The sequence below is a fragment of the Neomegalonema perideroedes DSM 15528 genome (assembly GCF_000374145.1).
Classification (GTDB): Bacteria; Pseudomonadota; Alphaproteobacteria; order Rhodobacterales; family Rhodobacteraceae; genus Neomegalonema; species Neomegalonema perideroedes.
This window is the reverse complement of record NZ_KB893653.1, coordinates 686,358-710,453: the sequence shown is the minus strand read 5'-3', so window position 1 is coordinate 710,453 and position 24,096 is coordinate 686,358. Positions and strand designations below refer to the sequence as shown.

The 24,096-nt window shown below is 68.4% G+C and carries 18 protein-coding genes; 1 reads left to right on the top strand and 17 read right to left on the bottom strand.

The annotated features are described in order from the left end of the window. Nucleotides 1-50: 50 nt before the first annotated feature. A complete protein-coding gene (locus B161_RS0103345; protein WP_018631943.1) occupies nt 51-974 on the top strand; it encodes a DMT family transporter in 924 nt (307 codons plus the stop codon). 4 nt (nt 975-978) lie between these two features. On the opposite strand, the gene B161_RS0103340 is transcribed toward B161_RS0103345, so the two are convergent. The 17 genes from B161_RS0103340 to rsmH form a co-directional block, all read right to left on the bottom strand. Continuing rightward, the gene (locus B161_RS0103340; protein ID WP_018631942.1) at nt 979-1,482 is read right to left on the bottom strand and encodes a universal stress protein; all 504 of its coding nucleotides are present in this window, start codon (nt 1,480-1,482) and stop codon (nt 979-981) included. 162 nt (nt 1,483-1,644) lie between these two features. Further along, nucleotides 1,645-2,703, bottom strand: coding sequence for a tryptophan--tRNA ligase (gene trpS / locus B161_RS0103335; RefSeq protein ID WP_018631941.1), 1,059 nt, complete (start codon nt 2,701-2,703; stop codon nt 1,645-1,647). A gap of 183 nt (nt 2,704-2,886) precedes the next feature. Further along, complete coding sequence (gene lpdA / locus B161_RS0103330) at nt 2,887-4,296, bottom strand: dihydrolipoyl dehydrogenase (RefSeq protein WP_018631940.1); 1,410 nt, start codon at nt 4,294-4,296, stop codon at nt 2,887-2,889. A gap of 64 nt (nt 4,297-4,360) precedes the next feature. Continuing rightward, complete coding sequence (gene odhB / locus B161_RS0103325; protein ID WP_018631939.1) at nt 4,361-5,602, bottom strand: 2-oxoglutarate dehydrogenase complex dihydrolipoyllysine-residue succinyltransferase; 1,242 nt, start codon at nt 5,600-5,602, stop codon at nt 4,361-4,363. 32 nt (nt 5,603-5,634) lie between these two features. Next, nucleotides 5,635-8,622 carry a 2-oxoglutarate dehydrogenase E1 component gene (locus B161_RS0103320; RefSeq protein WP_026310158.1) on the bottom strand — a complete coding sequence of 996 codons (2,988 nt, stop codon included), beginning with the start codon at nt 8,620-8,622 and terminating at the stop codon, nt 5,635-5,637. Nucleotides 8,623-8,863: 241 nt separating this feature from the next. Next, nucleotides 8,864-9,739: a succinate--CoA ligase subunit alpha gene (gene sucD / locus B161_RS0103315; RefSeq protein ID WP_018631937.1), complete on the bottom strand. Its 876-nt coding sequence runs from the start codon at nt 9,737-9,739 to the stop codon at nt 8,864-8,866. Nucleotides 9,740-9,858: 119 nt separating this feature from the next. After that, nucleotides 9,859-11,061 (bottom strand): ADP-forming succinate--CoA ligase subunit beta, encoded by a 1,203-nt coding sequence (sucC, locus tag B161_RS0103310; RefSeq protein WP_018631936.1) that lies wholly within the window; start codon nt 11,059-11,061, stop codon nt 9,859-9,861. A gap of 141 nt (nt 11,062-11,202) precedes the next feature. Further along, on the bottom strand, nt 11,203-12,165 hold the full coding sequence (gene mdh / locus B161_RS0103305) for a malate dehydrogenase (RefSeq protein WP_018631935.1): 963 nt from the start codon (nt 12,163-12,165) through the stop codon (nt 11,203-11,205). A gap of 126 nt (nt 12,166-12,291) precedes the next feature. Then, entirely contained in the window at nt 12,292-13,392 is a 1,101-nt protein-coding gene (gene murG, locus B161_RS0103300) for an undecaprenyldiphospho-muramoylpentapeptide beta-N-acetylglucosaminyltransferase (protein WP_018631934.1), read from the bottom strand. Beyond that, nucleotides 13,389-14,582, bottom strand: a complete 1,194-nt coding sequence (locus tag B161_RS16505) for a peptidoglycan glycosyltransferase FtsW (RefSeq protein WP_018631933.1) — start codon at nt 14,580-14,582, stop codon at nt 13,389-13,391. The genes murG and B161_RS16505 overlap by 4 nt, the downstream gene beginning before the upstream one ends. After that, a complete protein-coding gene (gene murD / locus B161_RS16500; protein ID WP_018631932.1) occupies nt 14,579-16,093 on the bottom strand; it encodes a UDP-N-acetylmuramoyl-L-alanine--D-glutamate ligase in 1,515 nt (504 codons plus the stop codon). The genes B161_RS16505 and murD overlap by 4 nt, the downstream gene beginning before the upstream one ends. A 4-nt stretch (nt 16,094-16,097) precedes the next feature. Beyond that, complete coding sequence (gene mraY / locus B161_RS0103285) at nt 16,098-17,177, bottom strand: phospho-N-acetylmuramoyl-pentapeptide-transferase (RefSeq protein WP_018631931.1); 1,080 nt, start codon at nt 17,175-17,177, stop codon at nt 16,098-16,100. Nucleotides 17,178-17,244: 67 nt separating this feature from the next. Continuing rightward, a complete protein-coding gene (locus B161_RS0103280; RefSeq protein WP_018631930.1) occupies nt 17,245-18,675 on the bottom strand; it encodes a UDP-N-acetylmuramoylalanyl-D-glutamyl-2,6-diaminopimelate--D-alanyl-D-alanine ligase in 1,431 nt (476 codons plus the stop codon). Continuing rightward, the gene (locus tag B161_RS0103275) at nt 18,672-20,252 is read right to left on the bottom strand and encodes a UDP-N-acetylmuramoyl-L-alanyl-D-glutamate--2,6-diaminopimelate ligase (RefSeq protein WP_018631929.1); all 1,581 of its coding nucleotides are present in this window, start codon (nt 20,250-20,252) and stop codon (nt 18,672-18,674) included. The genes B161_RS0103280 and B161_RS0103275 overlap by 4 nt, the downstream gene beginning before the upstream one ends. 10 nt (nt 20,253-20,262) lie before the next feature. Continuing rightward, a complete protein-coding gene (locus B161_RS16495) occupies nt 20,263-22,077 on the bottom strand; it encodes a peptidoglycan D,D-transpeptidase FtsI family protein (RefSeq protein WP_018631928.1) in 1,815 nt (604 codons plus the stop codon). Beyond that, a complete protein-coding gene (gene ftsL / locus B161_RS0103265) occupies nt 22,074-22,997 on the bottom strand; it encodes a cell division protein FtsL (RefSeq protein ID WP_018631927.1) in 924 nt (307 codons plus the stop codon). The genes B161_RS16495 and ftsL overlap by 4 nt, the downstream gene beginning before the upstream one ends. After that, nucleotides 22,994-24,091 carry a 16S rRNA (cytosine(1402)-N(4))-methyltransferase RsmH gene (rsmH, locus tag B161_RS0103260; protein ID WP_018631926.1) on the bottom strand — a complete coding sequence of 366 codons (1,098 nt, stop codon included), beginning with the start codon at nt 24,089-24,091 and terminating at the stop codon, nt 22,994-22,996. Before rsmH ends, ftsL begins: the two co-directional genes overlap by 4 nt. Nucleotides 24,092-24,096 lie beyond the last annotated feature (5 nt).

Here is a 24,096-nt window from a genome sequence, read left to right as displayed (position 1 = left end):
TGTCCGCGCCAGCCCGAAGCGCGTAATTCTGCGCGGGAAAGCGAGGAGCCATGACCAGCGAGACATCTCTGAACGCGCCTGCGGCCCAAGACGGCGAAGCCCCCTCCCCCTTCTTCGACAAACAGGCGACGGCTTGGCGCGACGGTTTTCTGGGCATGCTGATCTTCAGCGGCTCGCTTCCGGCGACGCGGCTGGCGGTGGCGGATCTGCCGCCGCTGTTTCTGACCTCGGCGCGGGCGGCCATCGCGGCTCTGCTCGGCGGGGCGCTGCTGCTGCTGACGCGCCAGCCCGCGCCCGACCGCAAAGACCTGCCCGCTCTGGCCGTGACGGCCCTCGGGGTGGTGGCCGGCTTTCCGCTGCTGACGGCTCTGGCGCTTCAGAGGGTCTCGGCGGCGCATAGCGTGATCTTCATCGGACTTCTGCCGCTGGCCACCGCCCTTTTCGCGACTCTGCGCGGCGGAGAGCGCCCCAAGCCCCTGTTCTGGCTCTTCTCGGGCCTCGGCGCGGCGACGGTGGCGGGATTCGCGCTTTCGCAGGGCGGCTCCGGCTCTTTAGAGGGCGATCTGCTGATGCTGGCGGCGGTGCTGCTCTGCGGATTGGGCTATGCGGAGGGCGCGAAGCTCTCGCGGCGGCTCGGCGGCTGGCAGGCGATCTCCTGGGCGCTGGTCCTCTCGGCGCCGCCGATGCTGGCGCTCGCGCTGGCGGCCTCGCCGGAGTCATGGAGCGGGATCGGGACTCCGGCCTGGCTCGGCTTCGCCTATGTCTCGGTGTTTTCGATGCTGATCGGCTTCGTCTTCTGGTATCGCGGTCTGGCGGCGGGCGGAGTCGCCCGCGTGGGGCAACTGCAATTGCTTCAGCCCTTTTTCGGCCTCGCGCTGGCGGGGATTCTGCTCGGAGAGCCGACGCCTTGGAGCATGTTCGCTTCGGCGGGGCTGGTGGCGGTCTGCGTGGCGCTCTCCAAGCGCTTCGCCTGAAGCTTCAACTCAGAGCGTCGATCTGCGCGAGGCTCAGAGAGCCCGGCACCACCGTGATGGGCACCGGCATCCGGCCCGACATCTGCCCGGCCAAAGTCGAGACCAGAGGCCCCGGCCCCTCGCCGCCCACGCCCGCCGCCAGCACCAGAATGCTGATGTCGTGATCTTCGCCGAGATAGGCGAGGATCTCCTCAGCGGGGCGGCCCTCGCGGATGGCGAACTCCGGCGTGATCCCCGCCAGAGCCTGCACCTCGGCGGCCAGCGTGCCGAGGCGCTTTTCAGCCTGAGCCCGCGCCTCCTGACGCATCCGCTCGCCGACGCTGCGCCAGATCTGGCCGTCCTCCGGCTCGATGACGTAGAGCATGGCCACGCCGCCGCGCGTATGCTCGGCGCGACGCGCGGCGTAGCGCAGCGCGGTCAGGCATTCGGGGGTGGAATCCACCACCACCATGAATTTGCGCCGCGCCTCGCGGGGCGGCGGCGCGCTGGTCTCTTCAATCGAGGTCATGGCGGAATCCTGCGCCAGCCCGAGGACCGACGCAAGAGTTTTGCCCGGAGCGCAATCCGAAAAATCGCCGGATTTTTCGCCGGGGTTTTCGGATGAATTGCGCGACCGACTCAAAGACTTGCGCCTTTGGCGATCCAATTCGATCGGGAAAGGCGCAAGGAATCAGAAAGGCCGCGCCCGCCCCCGCACGAAGCCCAGAACGTCGTAGACCTGATCCAGCACCGGCGCCGTGAGCGCCCGCGCCCGATCCGCGCCCGCGCTGAGGATGCGGTCGATCTCGGCGGGGTCGGCCTCATAGCGGCGCATCTCGGCGGAGATCTTGCCGAAGCGCTCCACGGCCAGCTCCGCGAGCTTGGGCTTGAAGGCGCCGAAGCCTTGCCCGGCGAACTCCCGCAGCACCGCCTCTTTCTCGGTTTCGGCGATGGCGGCGTAGATCGCCACGAGATTATCGGCCTCCGGGCGATCCTTCAGCTCCTCGACCGTCTCCGGCAAAGGCGCCGGATCGGTGGTCGCCTTGCGGATCTTCTGAGCTATGGCGTCGGCGTCGTCGGCGAGGTTGATCCGCGAATAATCCGAGGGATCGGATTTGGACATCTTCTTCTTGCCGTCGCGCAGACTCATGATGCGCGCCGCCTCGGCGGGGATGATCGGCTCGGGCAGAGGGAAGAAATCCGGAGCGTTGAAGTCGAGGTTGAATTTCGTCGCCACGTCGCGGGTGAGTTCGAGATGCTGCTTCTGATCCTCGCCGACCGGAACATGCGTCGCCTTATAGGCGAGGATGTCGGCGGCCATGAGGGTCGGATAGACGTAAAGCCCCACCGAAGCCGCCTCGCGATCCTTGCCCGCCTTGTCCTTGAACTGGGTCATGCGGTTCATCCAGCCGATCCGCGCGACGCAATTGAAGATCCAAGCGAGTTCGGCGTGTTCGGAGACCTGGCTCTGATTGAAGAGAATCGAGCGCGCGGGATCGATTCCCGCCGCCAGATAGGCCGCCGCCACATGGCGCGTCGCGGCGCGGACGGCGCCCGGCTCCTGACGCATGGTGATCGCATGGAGATCCACCACGCAATAAATCCGCTCGCCCTCGCCTTCCTGAAGCGACACGAAATAGCGCAGCGCCCCGAGGTAATTCCCCAGATGCAGCGAGCCCGTCGGCTGCATGCCGGAGAAGATCCGGCGGGGATGGCTCGGGGCTTTGGGGGTTTGGGGGGATTCGGTCATGGCGGCGGCCCTTCTGGCGGGAATGCGCCCGAAAGGGCCGGAGAGCCGCAGGGCGTGAGGAGTCGCGGGAGGTTATCGCGCCGCCGCAGAGGGGCGTCAAGACGGCGCCGTCAAGACGAAAAGGCCCCGCCCGAACCCGGACGGGGCCTCCCGAACTCCGCTCCGCGCCGAAGCGCGGAGAGATCAGCTGTGGATCGGCTTGCCGAAGGCGGCGGCCATGGCGGCCTCGCGCAGAGCCTCCGAAAGCGTCGGGTGGGCGTGGCAGGTGCGGGCCACGTCCTCGGCGGCGGCGCCGAACTCCATGGCGACGCAATATTCGTGGATCGTCTCGCCCGCCTGAGGCCCGAGGATATGCACGCCCAAGATCCGGTCGGTGGTCGCGTCGGCGAGAACCTTCACGAAGCCTTCCGTGGCGAGAATCGCCTTGGCGCGGCCGTTCGCGACATAGGCGAATTTCCCGACCTTATAGGCGCGGCCCTCTTGCTTAAGCTGCTCCTCGGTCTTGCCTACGGTCGCCACTTCGGGATCCGTGTAGATCACGCCGGGGATGACGTCGTAATTCACATGGCCCTTTTGTCCGGCGAGGGTTTCGGCGACGGAGACGCCTTCCTCTTCGGCCTTATGCGCCAGCATCGGCCCGGCGATGACGTCGCCGATGGCCCAGATCCCCGGAACGTTGGTGCGGCCATGGCCGTCGGTCTTGACGCGGCCGCGCTCGTCCAGCGCCACGCCGACCGCCTCAAGCCCGAGGCCCGAGACATAGGGGCGGCGGCCCACGGCCAGCAGCACCACGTCGGCGTCGAGGCTGGCGGTCGAGCTGTCCTTGCGGAGCGTGTAGTTCACCTTCAGATCGGCGCCCGAGGCGTCGACGCCCGAAACCGCCGCGCCGAGGATGAATTTAATCCCCTGCTTCTCCAGCGAGCGCTGGAACTGCTTCTGGATCTCGCCGTCCATGCCGGGGGTGACGTGGTCGAGGAACTCGACGACGGTGACTTCCGAACCGAGGCGCTTCCAGACCGAACCCAGCTCCAGCCCGATCACGCCCGCGCCGATCACCACGAGACGCTTCGGAACCGCCGGAAGCTCCAGCGCGCCGGTGGAGGTGACCACGCGCTTCTCATCCACCGTCACGCCCTTCAGCGGCGTGGATTCGGAGCCCGTCGCGATGACGATGTTCTTCGCCGCAAGGGTGGTTTCGGAGCCGTCTTCGCCCTTGACCTTCACCGAGCCCGGCGCCGCGATGGAGCCCCAACCCTTGACGTAAGCCACCTTGTTCTTCTTGAAGAGGAACTCGATGCCTTGGGTGTTGGATTTGATGACGCTTTCCTTGAAGCCGAGCATCTTCGCCACGTCCACCGAGAGCGGACCCGCGTTCAGACCCATGGCGGCGAAATTCGTCTCGGCCTCATGGGCCAGATGCGAGGCGTGGAGCAGCGCCTTGGAGGGAATGCAGCCCACGTTCAGGCAGGTGCCGCCCAGAGCCCCGCGCCCCTCGACGCAGGCGACCTTCAGGCCCAGCTGCGCCGCCTTGATCGCGCCGACGTAGCCGCCCGGGCCGCCGCCGATGAACACCACGTCATAAGTCTCGGACATCCCCGCCTCGCTTGTCTTGTGAAAAAGGCCCCTCCCCGCGCGGGAGGGGCCGCGTCCTCTTGGCTCAGATGTCGAGCAGCAGACGCTGAGGATCCTCCAGCCCGTCCTTGACGCGGACGAGGAAGGTCACGGCCTCCTTGCCGTCGATGATGCGGTGGTCGTAGCTCAGCGCGAGATACATCATCGGGCGGATGACGATCTGGCCGTTGACGACCATCGGACGCTCCTGAGTCTTATGCATGCCCAGAATGCCCGCCTGCGGCGGATTCAGGATCGGCGTCGACATCAGCGAGCCGTAGACGCCGCCGTTGGAGATGGTGAAGGTGCCGCCCTGCATCTCGTCGATGGTGAGCTTGCCGTCGCGGGCGCGCAGGCCGAATTCGCCGATCTTCTTCTCGACCTCGGCGAAGGAGAGCTGGTCGGCGTCGCGGACCACCGGAACCACCAGACCCGTCGGCGTGCCCACCGCGACGCCGATGTGGTAGTAGTTCTTATAGACCAGATCATTGCCGTCGATCTCGGCGTTGACGCTCGGGATCTCCTTCAGCGCATGGACCACCGCCTTGGTGAAGAAGGACATGAAGCCGAGCTTCACGCCGTGCTTCTTCTCGAAGGCGTCCTTATGGGCCGCGCGCAGAGCCAGAATATTGGTCATGTCCACCTCGTTGAAGGTGGTGAGCATGGCCGCGGTGTTCTGGGCGTCCTTGAGGCGGCGCGCGATGGTCTGACGCAGACGCGTCATGCGCACGCGCTTCTCGCGGCTGGCGTCGTCGGGGGCCGAGGCCGGACGGGGCGCCGGGGCCGGGGCGGCCGCAGGAGCCGCAGCGCCGCTCTGGACGGCCTTGAGCACGTCCTCCTTCATCACGCGGCCGTCGCGGCCGGAGCCCTGCACCTGACCGGCGGCAAGCCCCGCCTCGGCCATGAGCTTCTGAGCCGAAGGCGCGTCCGCCACGTCGCGGCGCTGAGTCGCCGGGGGCGGCTCGGAGACGCTGGAGGAAGGTCCGGCGGCCGGATTGGGCGCGGGCTCGGCCTTGGGCGCCGGCGGCGTCGCGGAGACGCCGGCCGTGGCGGTCTCGTCGATCACGGCCAGAATCCCGTTGGGCTGAACCACGTCGCCTTCCGGGACGCGGATCTCGACCAGCACGCCGGAGACCGGCGCCGGAGCCTCGACCGACACCTTGTCGGTCTCCAGCTCGCAGAGCGGCTCGTCGGCCTTCACAAGGTCGCCGAGCTTCTTGAACCATTTCGCCACGGTGGCTTCGCTGACGGATTCGCCCAGCGCCGGCACGGAGACTTCAGTCGCCATTCTCTTGATCCCTCTTCTCTATGTTCCGCGCCTTAAGCCTGAAGGGCTAGGGCTTCGGCGACCAGCGCCGCCTGTTCCTGCGCATGGCGCGAGGCCAGACCCGTCGCCGGAGCGGCGGCGGCCTTGCGGCCGACGTAGCGCGCGCGCTGAGCCTTGCCCTCGACGCGGCCGAGCGCCCATTCGAGATTCGGCTCCATGAAGAACCAGGCGCCCTGGTTCTTGGGCTCCTCCTGACACCAGACCACGTCGGCGTTGGGGAAACGCTTCAGCTCGCGCAAGACGGACTGGGCCGGGAAGGGATACATCTGCTCGACGCGCAGCAGATAAACGTCGTCGATCCCCTGAGCCTCGCGGGTTTCGAGCAGATCGTAATAGACCTTGCCCGTGCAGAGGACCACGCGCCGGATCTGGTCGTCGGGCTTCAGCACGGTGCTGGATTCGCCGACCTGCGCGCCGTCCCAGAGCAGACGGTGGAAGCTCGAGCCCTGCGTGAAGTCCGTGATCTTCGAGACGCAGCGCTTATGACGCAGCAGCGACTTCGGCGTGAAGAGCACCAGCGGCTTGCGGAAGTTGCGCATCAGCTGGCGGCGCAGGATGTGGAAGTAATTCGCCGGAGTGGAGCAATTGGCGATGATCCAGTTGTTTTCCGCCGAATTCTGGAGGAAGCGCTCCGGACGGCCCGAACTATGCTCCGGCCCGGCGCCCTCCATGCCATGCGGCAGGAGCATCACGAGGCCCGACATGCGCAGCCATTTGCTCTCGCCCGAGGAGATGAACTGATCGATCATGATCTGGGCGCCGTTGGTGAAGTCGCCGAACTGCGCCTCCCAGAGCGTCAGAGCCTTGGGCTCGCTGAGCGAATAGCCGTATTCGAAGCCGAGCACCGCATATTCCGAGAGCATCGAATCGATGACTTCGAAATCCGCCTGCTCCGGCGAGAGGTTGCGCAGCGGGAAATAACGATCTTCGGTCTCTTGGTCGATGAAGGCCGAATGGCGCTGGCTGAAGGTGCCGCGAATGCAGTCCTGACCCGCCAGACGCACCGGATAGCCCTGCTGGACCAGCGAGCCGAAAGCCAGAGCCTCGCCGGTGGCCCAGTCGAAGCCCTCGCCGGTTTCGAACATCTTCTTGCGGGCCGCGACGAAGCGCTCCAGCGTGCGGTGGATGTTGAAGCCTTCGGGCGGCGTGGTCAGCGCCTTGCCGATGGCCTGCACCTGCTCCAGCGGGGCCGCCGTGTCGCCGCGCTGATAGGCGGATTCGTCCTCGCCGCGGTCGGAGCCGAAGCCCGACCAGCGTCCGTCCAGCCAATCGGCCTTATTGGGCAGATAGTCTTTCGCCATGTCGAAATCGGTCTGGAGACGGTTCTGGAAATCCGTCTTCATCTGCGCGACTTCGGCCTCGGTGACCGCGCCTTCCTCGACGAGCCGCTTGGCGTAAAGCTCCAGCGTGGTCGGGTGGCCCTTGATGAGCTTATACATCTTGGGCTGGGTGAACATGGGCTCGTCGCCCTCGTTATGCCCGAAGCGCCGGTAGCAGAAGATGTCCAGAACGACGTCCTTATGGAACTTCTGCCGGTATTCGATGGCCACCTTGGCGGCGTGGACCACCGCTTCGGGGTCGTCGCCGTTGACGTGGAAGATCGGCGGCTCGACCATCAGGGCGATGTCCGAGGGGTAAGGCGAAGAGCGCGAGAAGCGCGGCGCCGTGGTGAAGCCGATCTGATTATTCACGATGATGTGGATCGCGCCGCCGGTGCGGTGCCCCACGAGGCCCGACATGCCGAGGCATTCGGCCACCACGCCCTGTCCGGCGAAGGCGGCGTCGCCATGGAGCAGCACGGCCGCGGCTTGAGTGCGCTCCTTATCGCTGAGCTGGGTCTGCTTGGCGCGCACCTTGCCGAGGACCACCGGATTCACCGCCTCAAGATGCGAGGGGTTGGCGGTCAGCGAGAGATGGACGCTGTTGCCGTCGAAGCTGCGGTCGGAGGAGGCGCCGAGGTGATATTTCACGTCGCCCGAGCCGCCCACGTCGTCGGGATTGACCGAGCCGCCTTGGAATTCGTGGAAGATCGCGCGATAGGGCTTCGCCAGCACGTTGGCGAGCACGTTCAGACGTCCGCGATGGGGCATGCCCACCACGATGTCCTTCAGGCCCAGATTGCCGCCGCGCTTGATGATCTGCTCCATGGCGGGGATGAGCGCCTCGCCGCCGTCCAGACCGAAACGCTTGGTGCCGGTGAACTTCACGTTGAGGAAGCGCTCGAAGCCCTCGGCCTCGACGAGCTTGTTCAGGATGGCCTTGCGGCCTTCCGGCGTGAAGGCGATCTCTTTATCGCGGCCCTCGATGCGGTCCTTCAGCCAAGCGACTTCCTCGCCGTTGGTGATGTGCATGTATTGCAGCGCGAAGGTGCCGCAATAGGTGCGCTTCAGGATCTTGACGATCTCGCGCATGCTGGCGGTCTCAAGGCCCAGAACCTTGTCGATGAAGATCGGGCGGTCGAGATCGGCCTCGGCGAAGCCGTAATGGGAAGGCTCAAGCTCGGGATGCGGCGGCTGGGTCACGAGGCCCAGCGGGTCGAGATTCGCCGCCAGATGCCCCACGATGCGATAGGCGCGGATGAGCATCAGCGCGCGGATCGAATCCAGCGCCGCCGAGCGGATCGCGGCCGGATCGGCCGCCGGAGATCCCGCGGGCGCCTTGGCCTTCAGCTTATCGGCGATCGCCTTGGGCGAGCGGTCCAGAGCCGCCGGAGCGGGCCATTGCCCGTCCGAAGCGGACACCCATTCGCCCGAAGCGACGGGCGGCCAGTCGGCGCGGCCCCAAGGCGCGCCCTCCACCTCGGCTTCGACCGCCTGAGGCGAATCGCCCAGCGCCTCGAAGAAGGCCCGCCAGGTCGGATCCACCGCGGCGGGATCCTTGGCGTATTCTCCGTAGAGCCGTTCGACGTAGACGGCGTTGGCTCCCTGGAGGAAGGACAAACTTGCGAAATTCTGGTTTTGACCGCCGTTTGGGTTGCTCATCGCGCTTTCGCAGGGTCGCCCCCACGCTCTCCCTTGACGTTTGTTGATGGGCGTCGCGGGACCGCTTCGCCTCGCTGAGGAAGGCGGCTGACGCCGCTGGGTCCGGGGCGCCGCGCCGCGACGCGACGAGGAGTCGCATCCGCCGAAAAGCGCCGCCCTGCACCTATGCGTCCGGCGCGCGGAAGGCAAGCCCCTGAAGACGCCTTCCGCGCGCCGCGCGGCTTTCAGACGACAGGCCGCCTTAGCGGCCCATGGCCTTGAGCACGGCCTCGCCCAGATGGGCGGGGCTGTCGGCGATGGCGAAGCCCGCCGAACGCATGGCTTCGATCTTATCCTCGGCGCCGCCCTTGCCGCCCGAGATGATCGCGCCCGCATGGCCCATGCGGCGGCCCGGAGGCGCCGTGCGGCCCGCGATGAAGCCCGCGATGGGCTTGCGGTTCTTCTGAGCCTTATAGAAGGCGGCGGCGTCTTCTTCGGCCGATCCGCCGATCTCGCCGATCATGATGATCGACTCGGTCTCGGGATCGTTGAGGAAGAGCTCCAGCACTTCGATGAATTCGGTGCCCTTGATCGGGTCGCCGCCGATGCCGACGCAAGTCGACTGGCCGAGGCCCGCCGCCGTGGTCTGAGCCACGGCCTCATAGGTCAGGGTGCCCGAGCGCGAGACCACGCCCACCTTGCCGCGCCGATGGATATGGCCGGGCATGATGCCGATCTTGCAGGCGTCGGGGGTGATGACGCCGGGGCAGTTCGGCCCGATCAGGCGCGAATTCGAGCCGCAAAGCGCGCGCTTGACCTTCATCATGTCGAGGACCGGAATGCCCTCGGTGATGGTGACGATCAGCGGCACCTCGGCGGAGATGGCTTCCAGAATCGCGTCGGCGGCGAAGGGAGGCGGCACGTAGATCACGGTGGCGTCGGCGCCGGTGGCCTCGCGGGCCTGCGCGACGGTGTCGAAGACCGGCAGGCCCAGATGCTGGGTTCCGCCTTTGCCGGGGGTCACGCCGCCGACCATCTTGGTTCCGTAGGCGATCGCCTGCTCGGAGTGGAAGGTGCCCTGCGCGCCGGTGAAGCCCTGACAGATCACCTTGGTGTTTTTATCGACAAGAACGGCCATGCCGATCTCTCCTTGATGGAATTTCCCGAACCGCGCGGCGCTCTCCGCTTCAGCGGGGCGTCGTCGCGCGGCGTCCGATCCTGATGGGGGCGCCTCCCGTCGGGGGCGCCTCAAGGGCTTCAGGCCTTGCGGGCCTTGACCGCCGCCACGATCTTCTCGGCGGCGTCGGCGAGATTGTCGCCCGAGACGATCGGCAGGCCGGAATTGGCGAGGATCTCCTTGCCCAGCTCGACGTTGGTGCCTTCGAGGCGCACCACGAGCGGCACGTTGAGATTCACCGCCTTGGCCGCCGCGATCACGCCGTTGGCGATGATGTCGCAGCGCATGATCCCGCCGAAGATGTTGACGAGGATGCCCTTCACGTTCGGATCGGAGAGGATGATCTTGAAGGCCTCGGTGACCTTCTCTTCGGTCGCGCCGCCGCCCACGTCGAGGAAGTTCGCCGGCTCGGAGCCATAGAGCTTGATGATGTCCATGGTCGCCATGGCGAGGCCCGCGCCGTTCACCATGCAGCCGATCTCGCCGTCGAGGGCGATGTAGTTCAGATCGAACTTCGAGGCGGCCAGCTCTTTCGGGTCTTCTTCGGTCTCGTCGCGCAGCTCGGCCAGCTCAGGATGGCGGTAGAGCGCGTTGGAGTCGAAGCTGACCTTGGCGTCGAGGCATTTCAGGTTGTCGTCGCCGTCGATGATCAGCGGATTGATCTCCAGCATCGCCACGTCCTTCTCGATGAAGAACTTGTAGAGCGTGTTGATCAGCTTGACGCATTGCTTCTGCTGCGCGCCGTTCAGGCCCAGAGCGAAGGCGATCTCGCGGCCGTGATGGGCTTGGATGCCCGCAGCCGGATCGACGGTGATGGTCTTGATCTTCTCGGGGGTGTTATGGGCCACCTCTTCGATGTCCATGCCGCCCTCGGTGGAGGCGATGAAGGCCACCCGGGAGGTCGCGCGGTCGACCAGCAGCGAGAGGTAAAGCTCGCGTTTGATGTCCGAACCGGCTTCGACGTAGATGCGGTTGACCTGCTTGCCCGCCGGGCCGGTCTGGATGGTCACGAGGGTCGCGCCGAGCATCTGCTTGACGTTCTCTTCGACCTCGTCCACCGATTTCGCGAGACGCACGCCGCCCTTGGCGTCGGCGGGCGCGCCGAGGAACTTGCCCTTGCCGCGGCCGCCCGCGTGGATCTGGGACTTCACGACCCAAAGCGGGCCGCCCAACGACTGCGCGGCCACCCGCGCCTCTTCGGGCCGCAGCACCGGGCGCCCCTCGGAGACCGGCGCCCCATACTGGCGCAGCAGCGCCTTGGCCTGATATTCATGAATGTTCATATCGCATGTCCCTGCTCGCCGCCTTGGTGCGGCCTGCGTCGCGGATGGGCTCCGGCGCGGAGGGAGGCGGTCGGACGAGGGCGCCGAAAGCGCCCCCTCCTTAGACCAGCCTTCGCCGCGCCGCAACCCGGAGGGGCGGCCTCAGGCGAGGCTCGGCTCGATGGTCTTGCACGCGGCCACGAGGCCCTTCACCGCATCGGCGGATTTATTGAAGGCGGCCTGCTCTTCGGCGCTCAGCTCGATCTCGACGATGCGCTCCACGCCGCCCGCGCCGATCACCGTCGGCACGCCGACGTAGAGATCCGGCTGGCCGTATTGGCCGGTCAGATGGGCCGCGCAGGGAAGAACGCGCTTCTTGTCCTTGAGATAGCTCTCGGCCATCAGCACGCCCGAAGCCGCCGGAGCGTAATAGGCCGAGCCGGTCTTGAGCAGGCCGACGATCTCGGCGCCGCCGTCGCGGGTGCGCTGGATGATGCTGTCGAGCTTCTCCTGCGTGGTCCAGCCCATCTTGACCAGATCCGGCAGCGGAATGCCCGCCACGGTGGAGTAGCGCGCCAAGGGAACCATGGTGTCGCCATGGCCGCCCAGCACGAAGGCCGTGACGTCCTCGACCGAGACGTCGAACTCCTCGGCGAGGAAATGACGGAAGCGCGCCGAATCCAGCACGCCCGCCATGCCGACCACCTTATTCGCGGGCAGGCCCGAGAACTGGCGCAGCGCCCAGACCATGGCGTCGAGCGGATTGGTGATGCAGATCACGAAGGCGTTCGGAGCGTTGGCTTTGATGCCCTCGCCGACGGCCTTCATCACCTTGAGGTTGATTCCCAAAAGGTCGTCGCGGCTCATGCCCGGCTTGCGCGGCACGCCCGCCGTGACGATGCAGACGTCGGCGCCCGCGATGTCGGCGTAGGAATTCGCGCCCTTGAGGCGGGCGTCGAAGCCCTCCACGGGGGCGGATTGGGCGATGTCGAGCGCCTTGCCCTGGGGCGTGCCCTCGGCGATGTCGAAGAGGACGACGTCCCCAAGCTCCTTCAGACCGATGAGGTGGGCAAGCGTTCCGCCGATCATTCCGGCCCCGATCAGCGCGATTTTCGCTCTCGCCATGGCGCACTCACTCCAATGCTGTTTTTGCGCAGTGGCTCGGTGAATAGCGCGAAAGAATGTGTCCCGCAAGGCGCAACGGACGAAAGAAGCGAAGTCCTGTGAAGTCGGAAAAATTGCTGAGGGCTGTCAAATGAGACTTTCGGCCAGATCCGCCAAACGCTTCGCCGCATCGGGGCGTCCAAGCCCCCGCGCCGCCTTGGCCATGGCCTCCAGACGGGCCGGATCGGCGAGGAGATCCGCCAGAATCTTCGCGAGGGATTCGGGCGTCAGATCTTTTTGCGGCGCATGGAGCGCGGCGCCCGCCTCGGAGAAGGCGCGGGCGTTGAAGCTCTGATGATCCGACATGGCTTCAGGCAAGGGAATCAGAACCGAAGGACGCCCTATGGCCGCCAGCTCCGCCAGAGACGAAGCTCCCGCCCGCGCGATCACGAGATGCGACTCGGCGATGCGTCGGGGCATGTCGGCGAAGAAGGGCGCGGCTTCGGGCGTCAGGCCCGCCCGCGCGAAGGCCGCCATGGCCGCCGCATGGTCGGATTCGGGAATCTGCTGCGTCACGCGCAGACGTCCGCGCAGATCCTCCGGCAGAAGCGCCAGAGCCGCCGGAATCAGACTCCCGAAGATCCGCGCGCCCTGAGAGCCGCCGAAGACCAGCAGCTTGACCGGACCCTCCGGACGCGGCGCGGCGTAGGGCGTCCCGGCGAAGGCCAGAGCCCCCGCCCGCAGCGGATTGCCCACCAGCTCGGTCCGCGTCCCCTTGGGCGCGGAGGCCGCGAGGGGCGTCCCCAAAGCCACGAGGTCCGCCCTTTTGGCGAAAAGCCGGTTCACCCGGCCGAGGATCGCGTTTTGCTCATGCAGCAGCCGGGGCGTCCCCGTCAGGAGGGCGCCGCCGATGGTCGGGAGCGAAGGATAGCCCCCGAAGCCCGCCGCGAGCGCGGGCTTTTCAGCCTTCATCCAGCGCGCCGCCTCGCGGATTCCGGCGAGGATCTCGAAGGGCGCCCGCGCCTTGGCCGCGAGGCCGCCCCGCGCGAAGGTCGCCGCGCGCAATTCGCGGCGCTCCACTTCGGGCGGGAAGCCTCCGGCGTAGCGCAGGCCGCGTTCGTCCGAGGCCAGAACCGCCCGCCAGCCGCGTCCGAGCATCTCCTCGGCGAAGGCCTGAGCGGGGAACATATGTCCGCCCGTGCCCCCCGCCGCGACGACCAGAAGCCGCCCCTTCCCTCTCCCGCTCATCTTTCAAGCCCTTCGTCCCAAGGATCGCGGATCGGCTCCGGCTCGGGGTCCGGCTTGCGCGTCAGAGCCAGCAGCAGGCCCATGGTCAGGCCCGAGGCCAGCATGGAGCTGCCGCCATAGGAGACGAAAGGCAGAGTCATGCCTTTGGTCGGCAGCAGATGCACCGCCACCCCGACGTGAATCGCCGCCTGAAACCCGATCAGACAGGCCAGACCCCCGCCCGCCACCCGCACGAAGGGGTCTTTCGAGGCCGCCGCCCGCAGGAGGGATCTCAGCGTGATGAAGGCGAAGAGCGCGATGATCGCCAAAGTCAGCGTGAGGCCGTATTCCTCCGCCGCCACGGCGATGATGAAGTCCGAATGGGCGTCGGGCAGAGCCAGCTTGCGCACGCCCTCGCCCGGCCCCATGCCCCAGACGCCGCCTTGCTTGATGGCGGCGAGGGTCATCTCCATCTGAAAGCTCAATTCGCCGTCGGAATGGAGGAAGCGGTCGATGCGGCCCCGGAAATGGCTGGACCCGGCGTAGGCGCCGATCGCCACCACCGCCACCGCCATGGCGCCCGAGGCGGCCCAGATCACGCTGGCGCCGGTCAGAAAGAACATCGCCGACCAGGCCGAGAGGCTCAGAGCCGTCTGGCCCCAGTCGGGCTGGCTGGCCAGCAGGCCGCAGGAGAGGATCAGCAGACCCACCGCCGTCGGCATGCCCGGAGGCGCCCCCGGCTCGGGCTTGACGGTCATCATCCAGCCGCAAGCCACGATCAGCCCCGGCTTGAGGAACTCCGAAGGCTGGACGCTCACCCCCGCCAGAGAGAACCAGCGCACCGCGCCGCCGCGCTCGATGCCCAGAAAAGGCAGGAGGATCAGCATGAGGATCGCCGCGAGGAAGATCATCACGCCGATTCTGCGGGCGTCGCGCAGACTCAGCACCGAGCAGAAGACGATGGCCGCCAGAGCCGGAACCGCATAGATCATCTGACGGGTCACGTAGTAGAACGGATCCACGCCATGACGCGCCGCCAGAGTCGGGCCCGCCGACATCGAGAGCACGAAGCCCACGCCGATCAGAATCAGCGCGGCCATGAAGCTCCAATGATCCACTCGCGCCCAACGCTCCTGCAAGCGCTCCCAAGTCCAGCCGGGGCGAGAATCCAGCTCCTCGGCCTCGCGGAAATCGTTCAGGGTCGCGGTCATGAGGGGCCTCCTGCGGCCGCGCCCCGAGCTTCGCCCGCAGCTTCAGCCGAGTCGCGCAGGCCCTCCACGATCTTGCGGAAGGCCGCGCCGCGGGCTTCATAGTCTTTGAACTGGTCGAAGCTGGCGCAGGCCGGAGAAAGCAGCACGGTTTCGCCGGGCTGGGCCTCGGCGCGGGCGCGGCGGAGCGCCGCCTCCAGCGTTCCGGCGATCTCATGCGGATGATCGCCCAAGGTCGCGGCGAAATCCTGCGCCGCCTCGCCGATGAGGTAGCTTTTGACGATCCGCCCGAAGAGCGGCTTCAAAGGCGAGATTCCTCCGGCCTTCGGCGCGCCTCCGGCGATCCAGCGGATCTTGTCATAGGAGAGCAGCGCCTTTTCGGCGGCGTCGGCGTTGGTGGCCTTGGAATCGTTGACGTAGGCCGCGCCCCCGATCTCCGCGATCAGCTCCATGCGATGCGGCAAGCCGGGATAGGTCGCGAGATGCGGCGCGATCTCTTCGGGCGTCAGGCCGAGCAGGCGGCAGATCCCCCAAGCCACGGCGGCGTTCTGCCCATTGTGGTTTCCGCGCAGAGTTTTGGCGTCGGAAAGGTCATGACGGAATTGCTCGGCGCCCTCGCGCCATTCGACCAGATCCGCCCCTTCGAGGAAGACCGACCAGCCCGAGCCCTTCAGAGCCTTGCGCGCCGAGACCTCCAGCACGGGGGCGGAATCGCCCGCCTCATAGCGGGTTTGATTGGCGATCAGACGGCCCTCCGGCTCGTCCACGCCGATCACCGCGCTGAGGGGGCGTCCGAATTCGAAGAGCCGGCGTTTGGCCGCCACATAGCCGCCCATCCCGCCGTGACGATCCAGATGATCCGGCGAGATGTTGATCCAGACGCCCAGATCCGCGTCGAGCCGCCGCGCGGAATCGAGCTGATAGGACGAGATCTCCATCACCACGAAGCCCTCGGGCGGGGGCGGATCGAGATCCAGCACGCCGCGTCCGATATTGCCGCCCATCTGCGTCGGACGGCCGCCCGCGCGGAGGATATGGGCCGTCAGGGCGGTGGTGGTCGATTTCCCGTTGGAGCCGGTGATCAGGATGAATTTCGGACCCGGCGTCGGATCGTAAAGCCCCATCTCGGCGGCGAGGGCGGCCTGATCCTCGGCTTCGGGGCCGAAATCCCCCGCGAGGCGCCAGGCCTCGGCCTCGCCGAAGAGCAGCCCGAAGTCGTTGTCCAGCAAGGCCCCCGCCTCCAGAGCCGCCGTCACGGCCGGATGCGCATGAGGCCAGTGATGCGGAACGCCGGGGCTGAGGATCAGGCGCTCCACGCCGATCCAGGATTCGGGCTTCGTGAGATCGGTCAGCGCGAAGCCTTCCGCCGCCGCCGCCGCGCGGGCGGGCTCGGAATCGTCCCAACAAAGCGCCTCGCCGCCGCCCGCCCGGATCGCCCGCGCCGAAGCCAGCCCGGAGCGCCCGAGTCCCAGAACGCCGAATTTGCGGCCCGCCGCCGCCGTGACGGGAATCATCGACTCACCTCAGCTTGAGGGTCGCCAAGCCCAAGAGGGCCAGAACGCCCGAAATGATCCAGAAGCGGATCACGATGGTCGGCTCCTTCCATCCCTTTTGCTCGAAATGGTGATGGATCGGCGCCATGCGGAAGACCCGCTTCCCCGTGAGCTTGAAGCTCGCCACCTGAATGATGACCGAGAGCGTTTCGACCACGAAGAGCCCGCCGACGATCAGCAGGACGATCTCATGCTTGGTGGCCACCGCCGCCGCGCCGAGTCCTCCGCCCAGAGACAAAGACCCCGTATCGCCCATGAAGACCATCGCCGGCGGCGCGTTATACCAGAGAAACCCAAGCCCCGCCCCCGCTAAAGCCGCGAAAAACACGGTCAATTCGCCCACCCCCGGCACGTAATGGACCTGAAGGTAAGTCGAGAAGACCGAGTGTCCCACGAAATAGGCGATGGCGGCGTAGGCGCTGCCCGCGATCATCGCCGGAACGATGGCGAGGCCGTCGAGGCCGTCGGTGAAGTTCACGGCGTTGGCCGTCCCGACGATCACGCACATGGCGAAGGGGATGAAGAACCAGCCCAGATTGATCAGCACGTCCTTGAAGACCGGCACCGCCAGACGCCAGCGCAGAGGCTCCGGCTCCAGCCAGACCGCCCAAAGCGCCGCGATCAGCGCGATGGCGAAGCCCGCCCCCAGCCGCAGCTTGCCCGAAGCGCCCTTCGGGTTGCGTTTGCTGACCTTCAGGAAGTCGTCCCAGAAGCCGATGGCGCCGAAGCCGAGCGTCACGAAGAGCACCAGCCAGACATAGGGCTGCGCAAGATTCGCCCAGAGCAGCGTCGAGATGGTCAGGGCGCCGAGGATCATCACCCCGCCCATGGTGGGCGTGCCCGCCTTGGTCAGATGGGTCTGAGGCCCGTCCTGACGAATGGGCTGGCCGCGTCCCTGCTTGAGCCTCAGCCAGTCGATGAGCGGACGCCCGAAGATCCAGCAGAGGACGAGCGCGGTCAGCAAGGCGGCTCCGGCGCGGAAGGTGGCGTAGCGCGCCACGTTCAGCGGGCCGTCGGTGAAGCCGCTCAACAGGTGGTAGATCATTCGGTCGTCCGCTCCTCGCGCCCGAGAAGCGCGCGGCTCCCGGTCCTGCATGTTGTTCCCGTTCGGCTCAGCCCGGAGAGGCGGCGCCCCGCGCCTGAAGCGCCCGCACCACGGGCCCCATGCGGCTGCCCTTGGAGCCTTTGACCATGGCGGCGTCGCCCGCCCTGACCGCCGCTCCGGCGGCTTGCGCCAGAGCGGTCGAATCGGCGAACCAGCCGCCCCGGCGCTCCGGGGGAAGCGCCTCATGGAGATTCCGCATCAAAGGGCCCGCCGTATAGACGAGATCCGCCGCATGCGCAGCTTCTTTCGCCAGCGCGGCGTGCAGCCCCGGACCCTCCGGCCCCAGCTCCAGCATGTCGCCGAAAAAGGCCAGACGACGCCCCCCCGGCCCCAGAGGCGCCGAGGATAAAACGTCCAGCGCCGCCCGCGCCGAGGCGGGATTGGCGTTATAACTTTCGTCGATCAGCAGGAAGCCGCCCTCGGAGCCTTCCGGGCCGAACTCCACCCGCTGACGCTCGCCGCGCCCCGCGCCGGGGCTCCAGCGCGCCAGAGCCGCCGCCGCCTTGCCCGGATCGGCGCCCGCCAGAGCCGCCGCCGTGATCGCCGCCAGAGAATTCAGCGCCTGATGCCGCCCCGGAGCCCCGACGCGCCAGCTCAGGCGCAGACCCTGAATCTCGGCCTCGGCCTCGACATGATCGGGGCCGAGCCGCACGGAGATCAGCCGCGCCTCGGCGGCGCGATGAGTCCCGAAGCCCACCGCCCGCGCCCCCGCCGCCCGCGCCCGCTCGGCGAGCAGGTCGAACCAGGGATTGTCGCGGTTGAGGATCGCCGCGCCGCCGGGCTCCAGACCCTCGAAGATCTCGGCCTTGGCCTCGGCGATGGCTTCGAGCCCGCCGAAATGCTCCAGATGGGCGGCCTCCACCGTGGTGACGACCGCCAGATGGGGGCGGATCAGCCGCGAGATGGGGCCCAATTCGCCCGCATGGTTCATCCCCGCCTCATAGACGCCCCAACGCGTCGCGGCGGGAGTCCGCGCCAGCGTGATCGGCGCGCCCCAGTGGTTGTTGAAGGATTTCTCCGAGGCGTGGGTCGCGCCTTGGGCCGCGAAGATCGTCGCGAGGGCGTCCTTGACGCTGGTCTTGCCCACCGAGCCCGTCACGGCCAGAGCGGTCATGCCGCTCGCCCGCGCCCGGCCCGCCCGGCCCAGAGCCTCAAGGGCGGGCATGACCTCAGGGACCAGCAGCAGCGGCGCGCCCTCCGGCAGGCCCTCGGGGATCCGCGAGACCAAGGCTCCCGCCGCGCCTCCCTTCAGCGCCGCGCCCACGAAGTCATGTCCGTCGCGGGCCTCGCCCGCCAGAGCGAGGAAGAGATCGCAGGATTTCAATTCGCGGGTGTCGTTGACGATCCCGCCGACCGAACGCCAGCGCCCGAGCAAGGCGCCGCCCGTCGCGGCGGCGAGCGCCTCAGGAGTCCAGAGCGGGAGTTTCATCGGATTCATGCGCAGGCTCCGGTCGGATCGGCGAGGGCGCGGCGGACCTCCTCGGCGTCGTCGAAGGGATGGGTCACGCCTTTGACGATCTGGCCCGGCTCATGGCCCTTGCCCGCGACGAGCAGGGAATCGCCCGGCCCGAGCCCCGCCACGGCCGCCCGAATGGCCGCGCGCCGGTCGCCGATCTCGCGGGCCTGAGGCGCCGCCGCCAGAATCGCCGCGCGGATGGCGGCGGGCTCCTCGGAGCGCGGATTGTCGTCGGTCACGATCACGACCCCGGCGCCCGCCGCGGCCGCCGCGCCCATCAAAGGCCGCTTGCCGCGGTCGCGGTCGCCGCCCGCGCCGAAGACCACATGAATCCGGCCCGAAGTATGGGGGCGCAGAGCCGCCAGAGCCGCCGCGAGGGCCTCGGGCTTATGGGCGTAATCCACATAGACCTGCGCGCCGTTGGCCAGAGCCGCGACGGGCTCCATGCGGCCCCGCACGCCCTTCAGCCCGGCGATCCGCGCGAAGACGGCTTCGGGCTCCTCTCCGGTCCCCAAAGCGAGGGCGGCGGCGGTCAGGGCGTTGCGGGCCTGAAATCCGCCGACCAATCCGAGGAAGGCGCCATGTTCGCGGCCCTCATGGCGAAAGCGCAGACGCAGGCCCGCCGCCTCGGGCGCGGCCTCCAGAATGCGGATCCCCGCCTCGGCCTCCGCCGCGAAGCCGACGGGCAGAAGCCGCAGCCTCCGCGCTTTGGCGATGCGGGCGGCGATCTCGTAAGTCGGATCGTCGGCGTTGAGGACGGCGGGGGCGCCGGGCGGCAGAAGCTCGGAGAAGAGCCGCAGCTTGGCCGCGAGATAATTTTCGGTCGTCGGATGGTAATCCAGATGATCGCGCCCGAGATTGGTCAGAGCGCCGCCCGCCAGACGCGCCCCGTCGAGGCGCCGCTGATCCAGCCCATGCGAAGAGGCCTCGAAGGCGAAGCGCTCGGCGCCCGCAGCCGCGAAGCGCGCGAGGATCTCATGGAGGGTTTCGGGATCCGGGGTGGTGAGCCCCCCCGCCTCGGCCAGCTCGGCGGGAAGATTGGCCACCGCCGCCCCCACCGTGCCGAGCGCCGCCGCCTTGCGTCCCAAGCCGCCCCAGATCTGGCGCAGAAACTCCACCGTGGAGCTTTTGCCGCTGGTGCCGGTCACCGCCGCCAGAACCGGAGGCTGCGACTCGCCTTGGGCCAGAGCCGCCAGAATCGCCGCCGCCCGGCGCGGATCCGCCGCCACGAAGACCGGAAGCGGCGGCTCTCCCTGAGCGAAAGCTTCTTGGCTGGTCGCGTTTTCGCGACGCGCAGCCGTTCCGGCCGCGCTGGAAAACGCTCTGGCCGCCCCCTCCAGAGAGGCGACCGCCGCCACGGCGCCTTTCGCCTTGGCCTCGCCGAGCAGGTCGATTCCGTCGCGCGCGGCGCCCTTCAGCGCCACGAAGACCGCGCCGGGCTTGAGGCGCCGCGTGTCGGCGGAGGCGCCCGCGAAGGGCGCCTCGGGCGAAGCGCCCAGCGGAAGATCGGCGCCCGCCCGCGCAAGGGCTTCGGCGAGGGAAAGGGGTCGGGAGGTCATGCCGCGCTCCTCAAGGCCGGTATTTCAGGCCGCCGAAGCGGGCGCCCACGATCTGCTCCGCCTTCCATTCGCCCGCGACGTCGGGCGCCAGCCCGAGCAAAGGCGCGACGCGCTCGATCACGTCCTTCATGGCCGGAGCGGCGGTCCGGCCCGCCGTCGGCGAGAGGTTGCGCTCCTTGCCCTCGATGACCTTCGGGTCGTCGAGGCTGACGATGGCGACGTATTTGGGCTCATGGGCGGGGAAGATGGTCAGGAAGTTCGCGATGCGCTCGCGCTGGCTGTAGCCGCCCTTCACCGCCTTGAGCGCGGTGCCGGTCTTGCCGCCCATCTCATAGCCTTTGACCTCGGCGTTGCGCCCGGTGGTGTATTGCACCACCAGACGCATCAGCCCGCGCGCCGCCACCGAGACCTCGGGATTCACCACCCGCTCGCAGGGCGGCGGCGCGTCCAGACGCACGAGGGTCGCGCGCACGCGGCATCCGCCGTTGACCAGCGTCGCCGTGGCCGCCGCCACATGCAGCGGCGAGACCGAAATTCCATGGCCGTAGCCCACCGTGATCAGCTCCAGAGGCCCCCAGTTGCGGGGGGTCTGGGGCATGGCGAGCACGCCCTGCGGATATTGCAGCGGAACGCGCTCGTAGAAGCCGAGCTTGCGCAGGAACTCCGACATATGCTCATGGCCGATCAGCGTGGCCAGACGCCCCAGCGCGAGGTTCGAGCTGAACATCACGCCCTCGGTGAGCGTCACCATGCGGTTGGGGCCGCGGTAGTCGGTGATGCGGTGCCCGGCCCGGTAGATCGGATTGCGCGCGTCGAGGATGGTCGAGAGATCCACCATGCCGCTCTCCAGAGCGGCGGCGGCGGTGAAGATCTTGAAGACCGAACCCATCTCATAAGAGCCCTGAGCCGCGCGGTCGAAGAGCGGATCGAGGGCGCTGTCCTCGTCGGGCTTCAGCGCGAGGGGCGAAGGGCGGTGGTTCGGGTCGAAATCGGGGATGGAGGCCATGGCGATGATCTCGCCGGTGCGGGCGTCCATGATGACTCCCGCCGCGCCATAGGCCGCGAAGCGCGCCCGGGCCTCGCGCAGAGCCGATTCCAGCCCCGCCTGCACCCGCACGTCGATGGAGAGGGGGATGGGTTTGTCCACCTGCGCCGGGTCGCGGATATAGGCGTCGAGCCCCGCCTCCACGCCGCTGACGCCGCGCTGTTCGGCGTTCACGCCCCCGAGGATATGCGCCGCCAGACGCCCCTCGGGATAAAAGCGCGTCAGGCGCCCCGCGCCGTAGACTCCCGGCAGGCCCATGTCGTGGATCTGCTGAAGCTGCGCGGGCGTGGCCGAGCGCATGATGGTGATCGTGCCGCGCGGCGATTGAGTCAGACGCTGCTGCAGCGCGATGGGATCGGTCTTGGCCGCCTCGGCGAGGCGGGTGGCGGTCTCCGTCGGATCGAGGATGCGGGCGCGGTCGGCGTAGATGTCGTAGATCGGCAGGGAGGTCGCGAGGATGCGGCCCGCGCGGTCCTGAAGATCGGCGCGCAGCCGGGGCAGCAGCTCGTCCCGCGCCGCCGCCTGAGCCAGAACGCTCGCGCCGCCGCCGCCCGAGCCGGTCGCCGCCGGAGAAGCCTGAGCCGCGCCGTCCTCGGGCCAGGCCACCATGGCCATGCGTCCGCCGAGCAGCAGAAAGCCGCCGACGAAGGCGCCCATCAGCAAGGCGGAGCGGCTCGGGCCGCGCCGGGGCTTGCGGCGCGGCGCGGGCTGTTCGGCGACCGGAGGCCGGAAATCGGGATCCGGCGCGCCGAAGGGATTCTCCTCGAAGAGGCGATTCATGGCAAAGGCTCCCAAATCTCGATCCGGGGCGGCGGCGCCGGATTGGGCGCGAAGACAGGCTGCGGGGCGCTCATCGCGGCCGGGGCGAGCGTCGGAGCGGATCCGTTATACGGCGCGGGCGCGGCGAATCCGGCGGGCGCTGACGGATAGGCGGCGGGCGTCCCTCCCGGCGCCGGAACGACCACGGCGCCCGGCGGCAAGGCGTAGCCGGTCGGCGAGGCGGGGGCCGTGGCGGGCGCGGGCGCGTAAAAGGCGGGCGTCGGCGAGAAGCCCGCGCCGGGCTGCGGGGCGTATCCCGGAGGCGCGGCCGGAATCTGAATCCCCGGCGTCTGCGCGAAAGGCGCGGCCTGAGGCGCCGCCCCCGCCACCGGACCGCTGCGCGAAGGGGGCGGCAAAGGCTGGCTCTCCACCAGCGCGGCGGCGTAGGGATCGAGCGCGCCCTCGGCCCAAGCCTCCCCCACCCCTTCGCCGACGAATTCCGGCTCGGTCGCGACCTCTTCATATTCGGGGAAGGCGGGCTCGGCGGGGGGGGCCTCGACGGCGGGCGCGGCGGCCTCCGGATTCAGCGCGCCCATGATCGGCGCGTCGAGATCCGAGAGATCCAGAGGCGTCGGCGCGCGCGAGATCAGGCGTCCGCCGGGAATCGGGATTTCGTCCAGACGCGCGAAGGCGTCCGGGCGGCGGGGCTTCAGCTCCATCTCCTCGCCATAGACCGCCGCCAGACGCAGCAGCCGCTCAGGGCGGTTGAGATAAGCCCATTCGGCGTTGAGCGTGGCCACGGCGGCCCGGCGCTTCTTCACCTCGGCGGTCATCGCCCCGACGCGCTTTTCAAGCTCGCGCGTCTCGATCTTCACCCGATGGGCGTAGCTCGCGGCCAGCATCAGCGCCAGAGCCGAAACCAGAGTCAAAGCCCGTCTCATCCGCGCCTCCCGCCCGAAGCCTTGCGCGCGCGGGGTCCGCCTTCCGAAGTCAGGATCGGCAAAGCGCCCTCGCGCGGATCATAGGGCCGCGCCGGCGCCGAAGTCCGCCGCGCCGCCCGCAGCTTCGCCGAGCGCGCCCGGGGATTGCGGGCGGTCTCCTCATCGGAGGCGACGACCGGCTTGCGGTTCAGAAGCTCGAAGCTCGCGGCCTCGGCGTCCTCTCCGCCCAGAGCGGCGGGCGTATGGCGCGAGGGCCGCGCGGCGCCTTCGGCGCGGGTCTGGAGGAAGCGTTTGACCATCCGGTCCTCTAAGGAGTGAAAGGTCACGACGGCCAGAATCCCCCCCGGCGCGAGGACGCGCTCGGCGGCGGCGAGGCCCCGCGCCAATTCTCCCAGCTCGTCGTTCACATGGATCCGCAGAGCCTGAAAGCAGCGCGTCGCCGGATGGGGCTCATAGGGCTTGGGGCGCGGCTGGGCGGCGGCGAGGATCTCGGCCAGACGCGCCGTGGTCAGGATGGGCGCCTCGCCCCGCGCCTTGACCACCGCCCGCGCGATCCCCCGGGACCGGCGCTCCTCGCCGTAATGATAAAAGATGTCGGCCAATTCCTCCTCGGAGGCCTCGGCCACCACCTCGGCGGCGGAGGGCCCGTCTGCGCCCATGCGCATGTCCAGCGGGCCGTCGCGCATGAAGGAGAAGCCGCGCTCCGCCTGATCGATCTGCATGGAGGAGACGCCGATGTCGAGGGCGATCCCGTCGAGCGGCGCGAAGCCCTCCGCCGCCGCGATCTCGTCGAGATCTCCGAAGCGCCCTTCGGCCAGAACCAGACGCCCCCCGTAGAGCGACGCCCAGAGCCGTCCCGCCGCCAGAGCCGAGGGATCCCGGTCCACGCCCAACACCCGGCAATCGGCGGCTTCGAGCAAGGCGCGGGCGTAGCCTCCGGCGCCGAAGGTGCCGTCCAGCAGGCGCGCGCCCGCGCGCGGCGCCAAAGCGGCCAGAACCTCCGTCAGCAGGACCGGATCATGCCGGAGCCGGGCGGCTTCAAGCGCCTCCCGCGCCTGAGCGGCCTCCAGATCGGCGAGGCTTGAGGAAGTCATGGAGG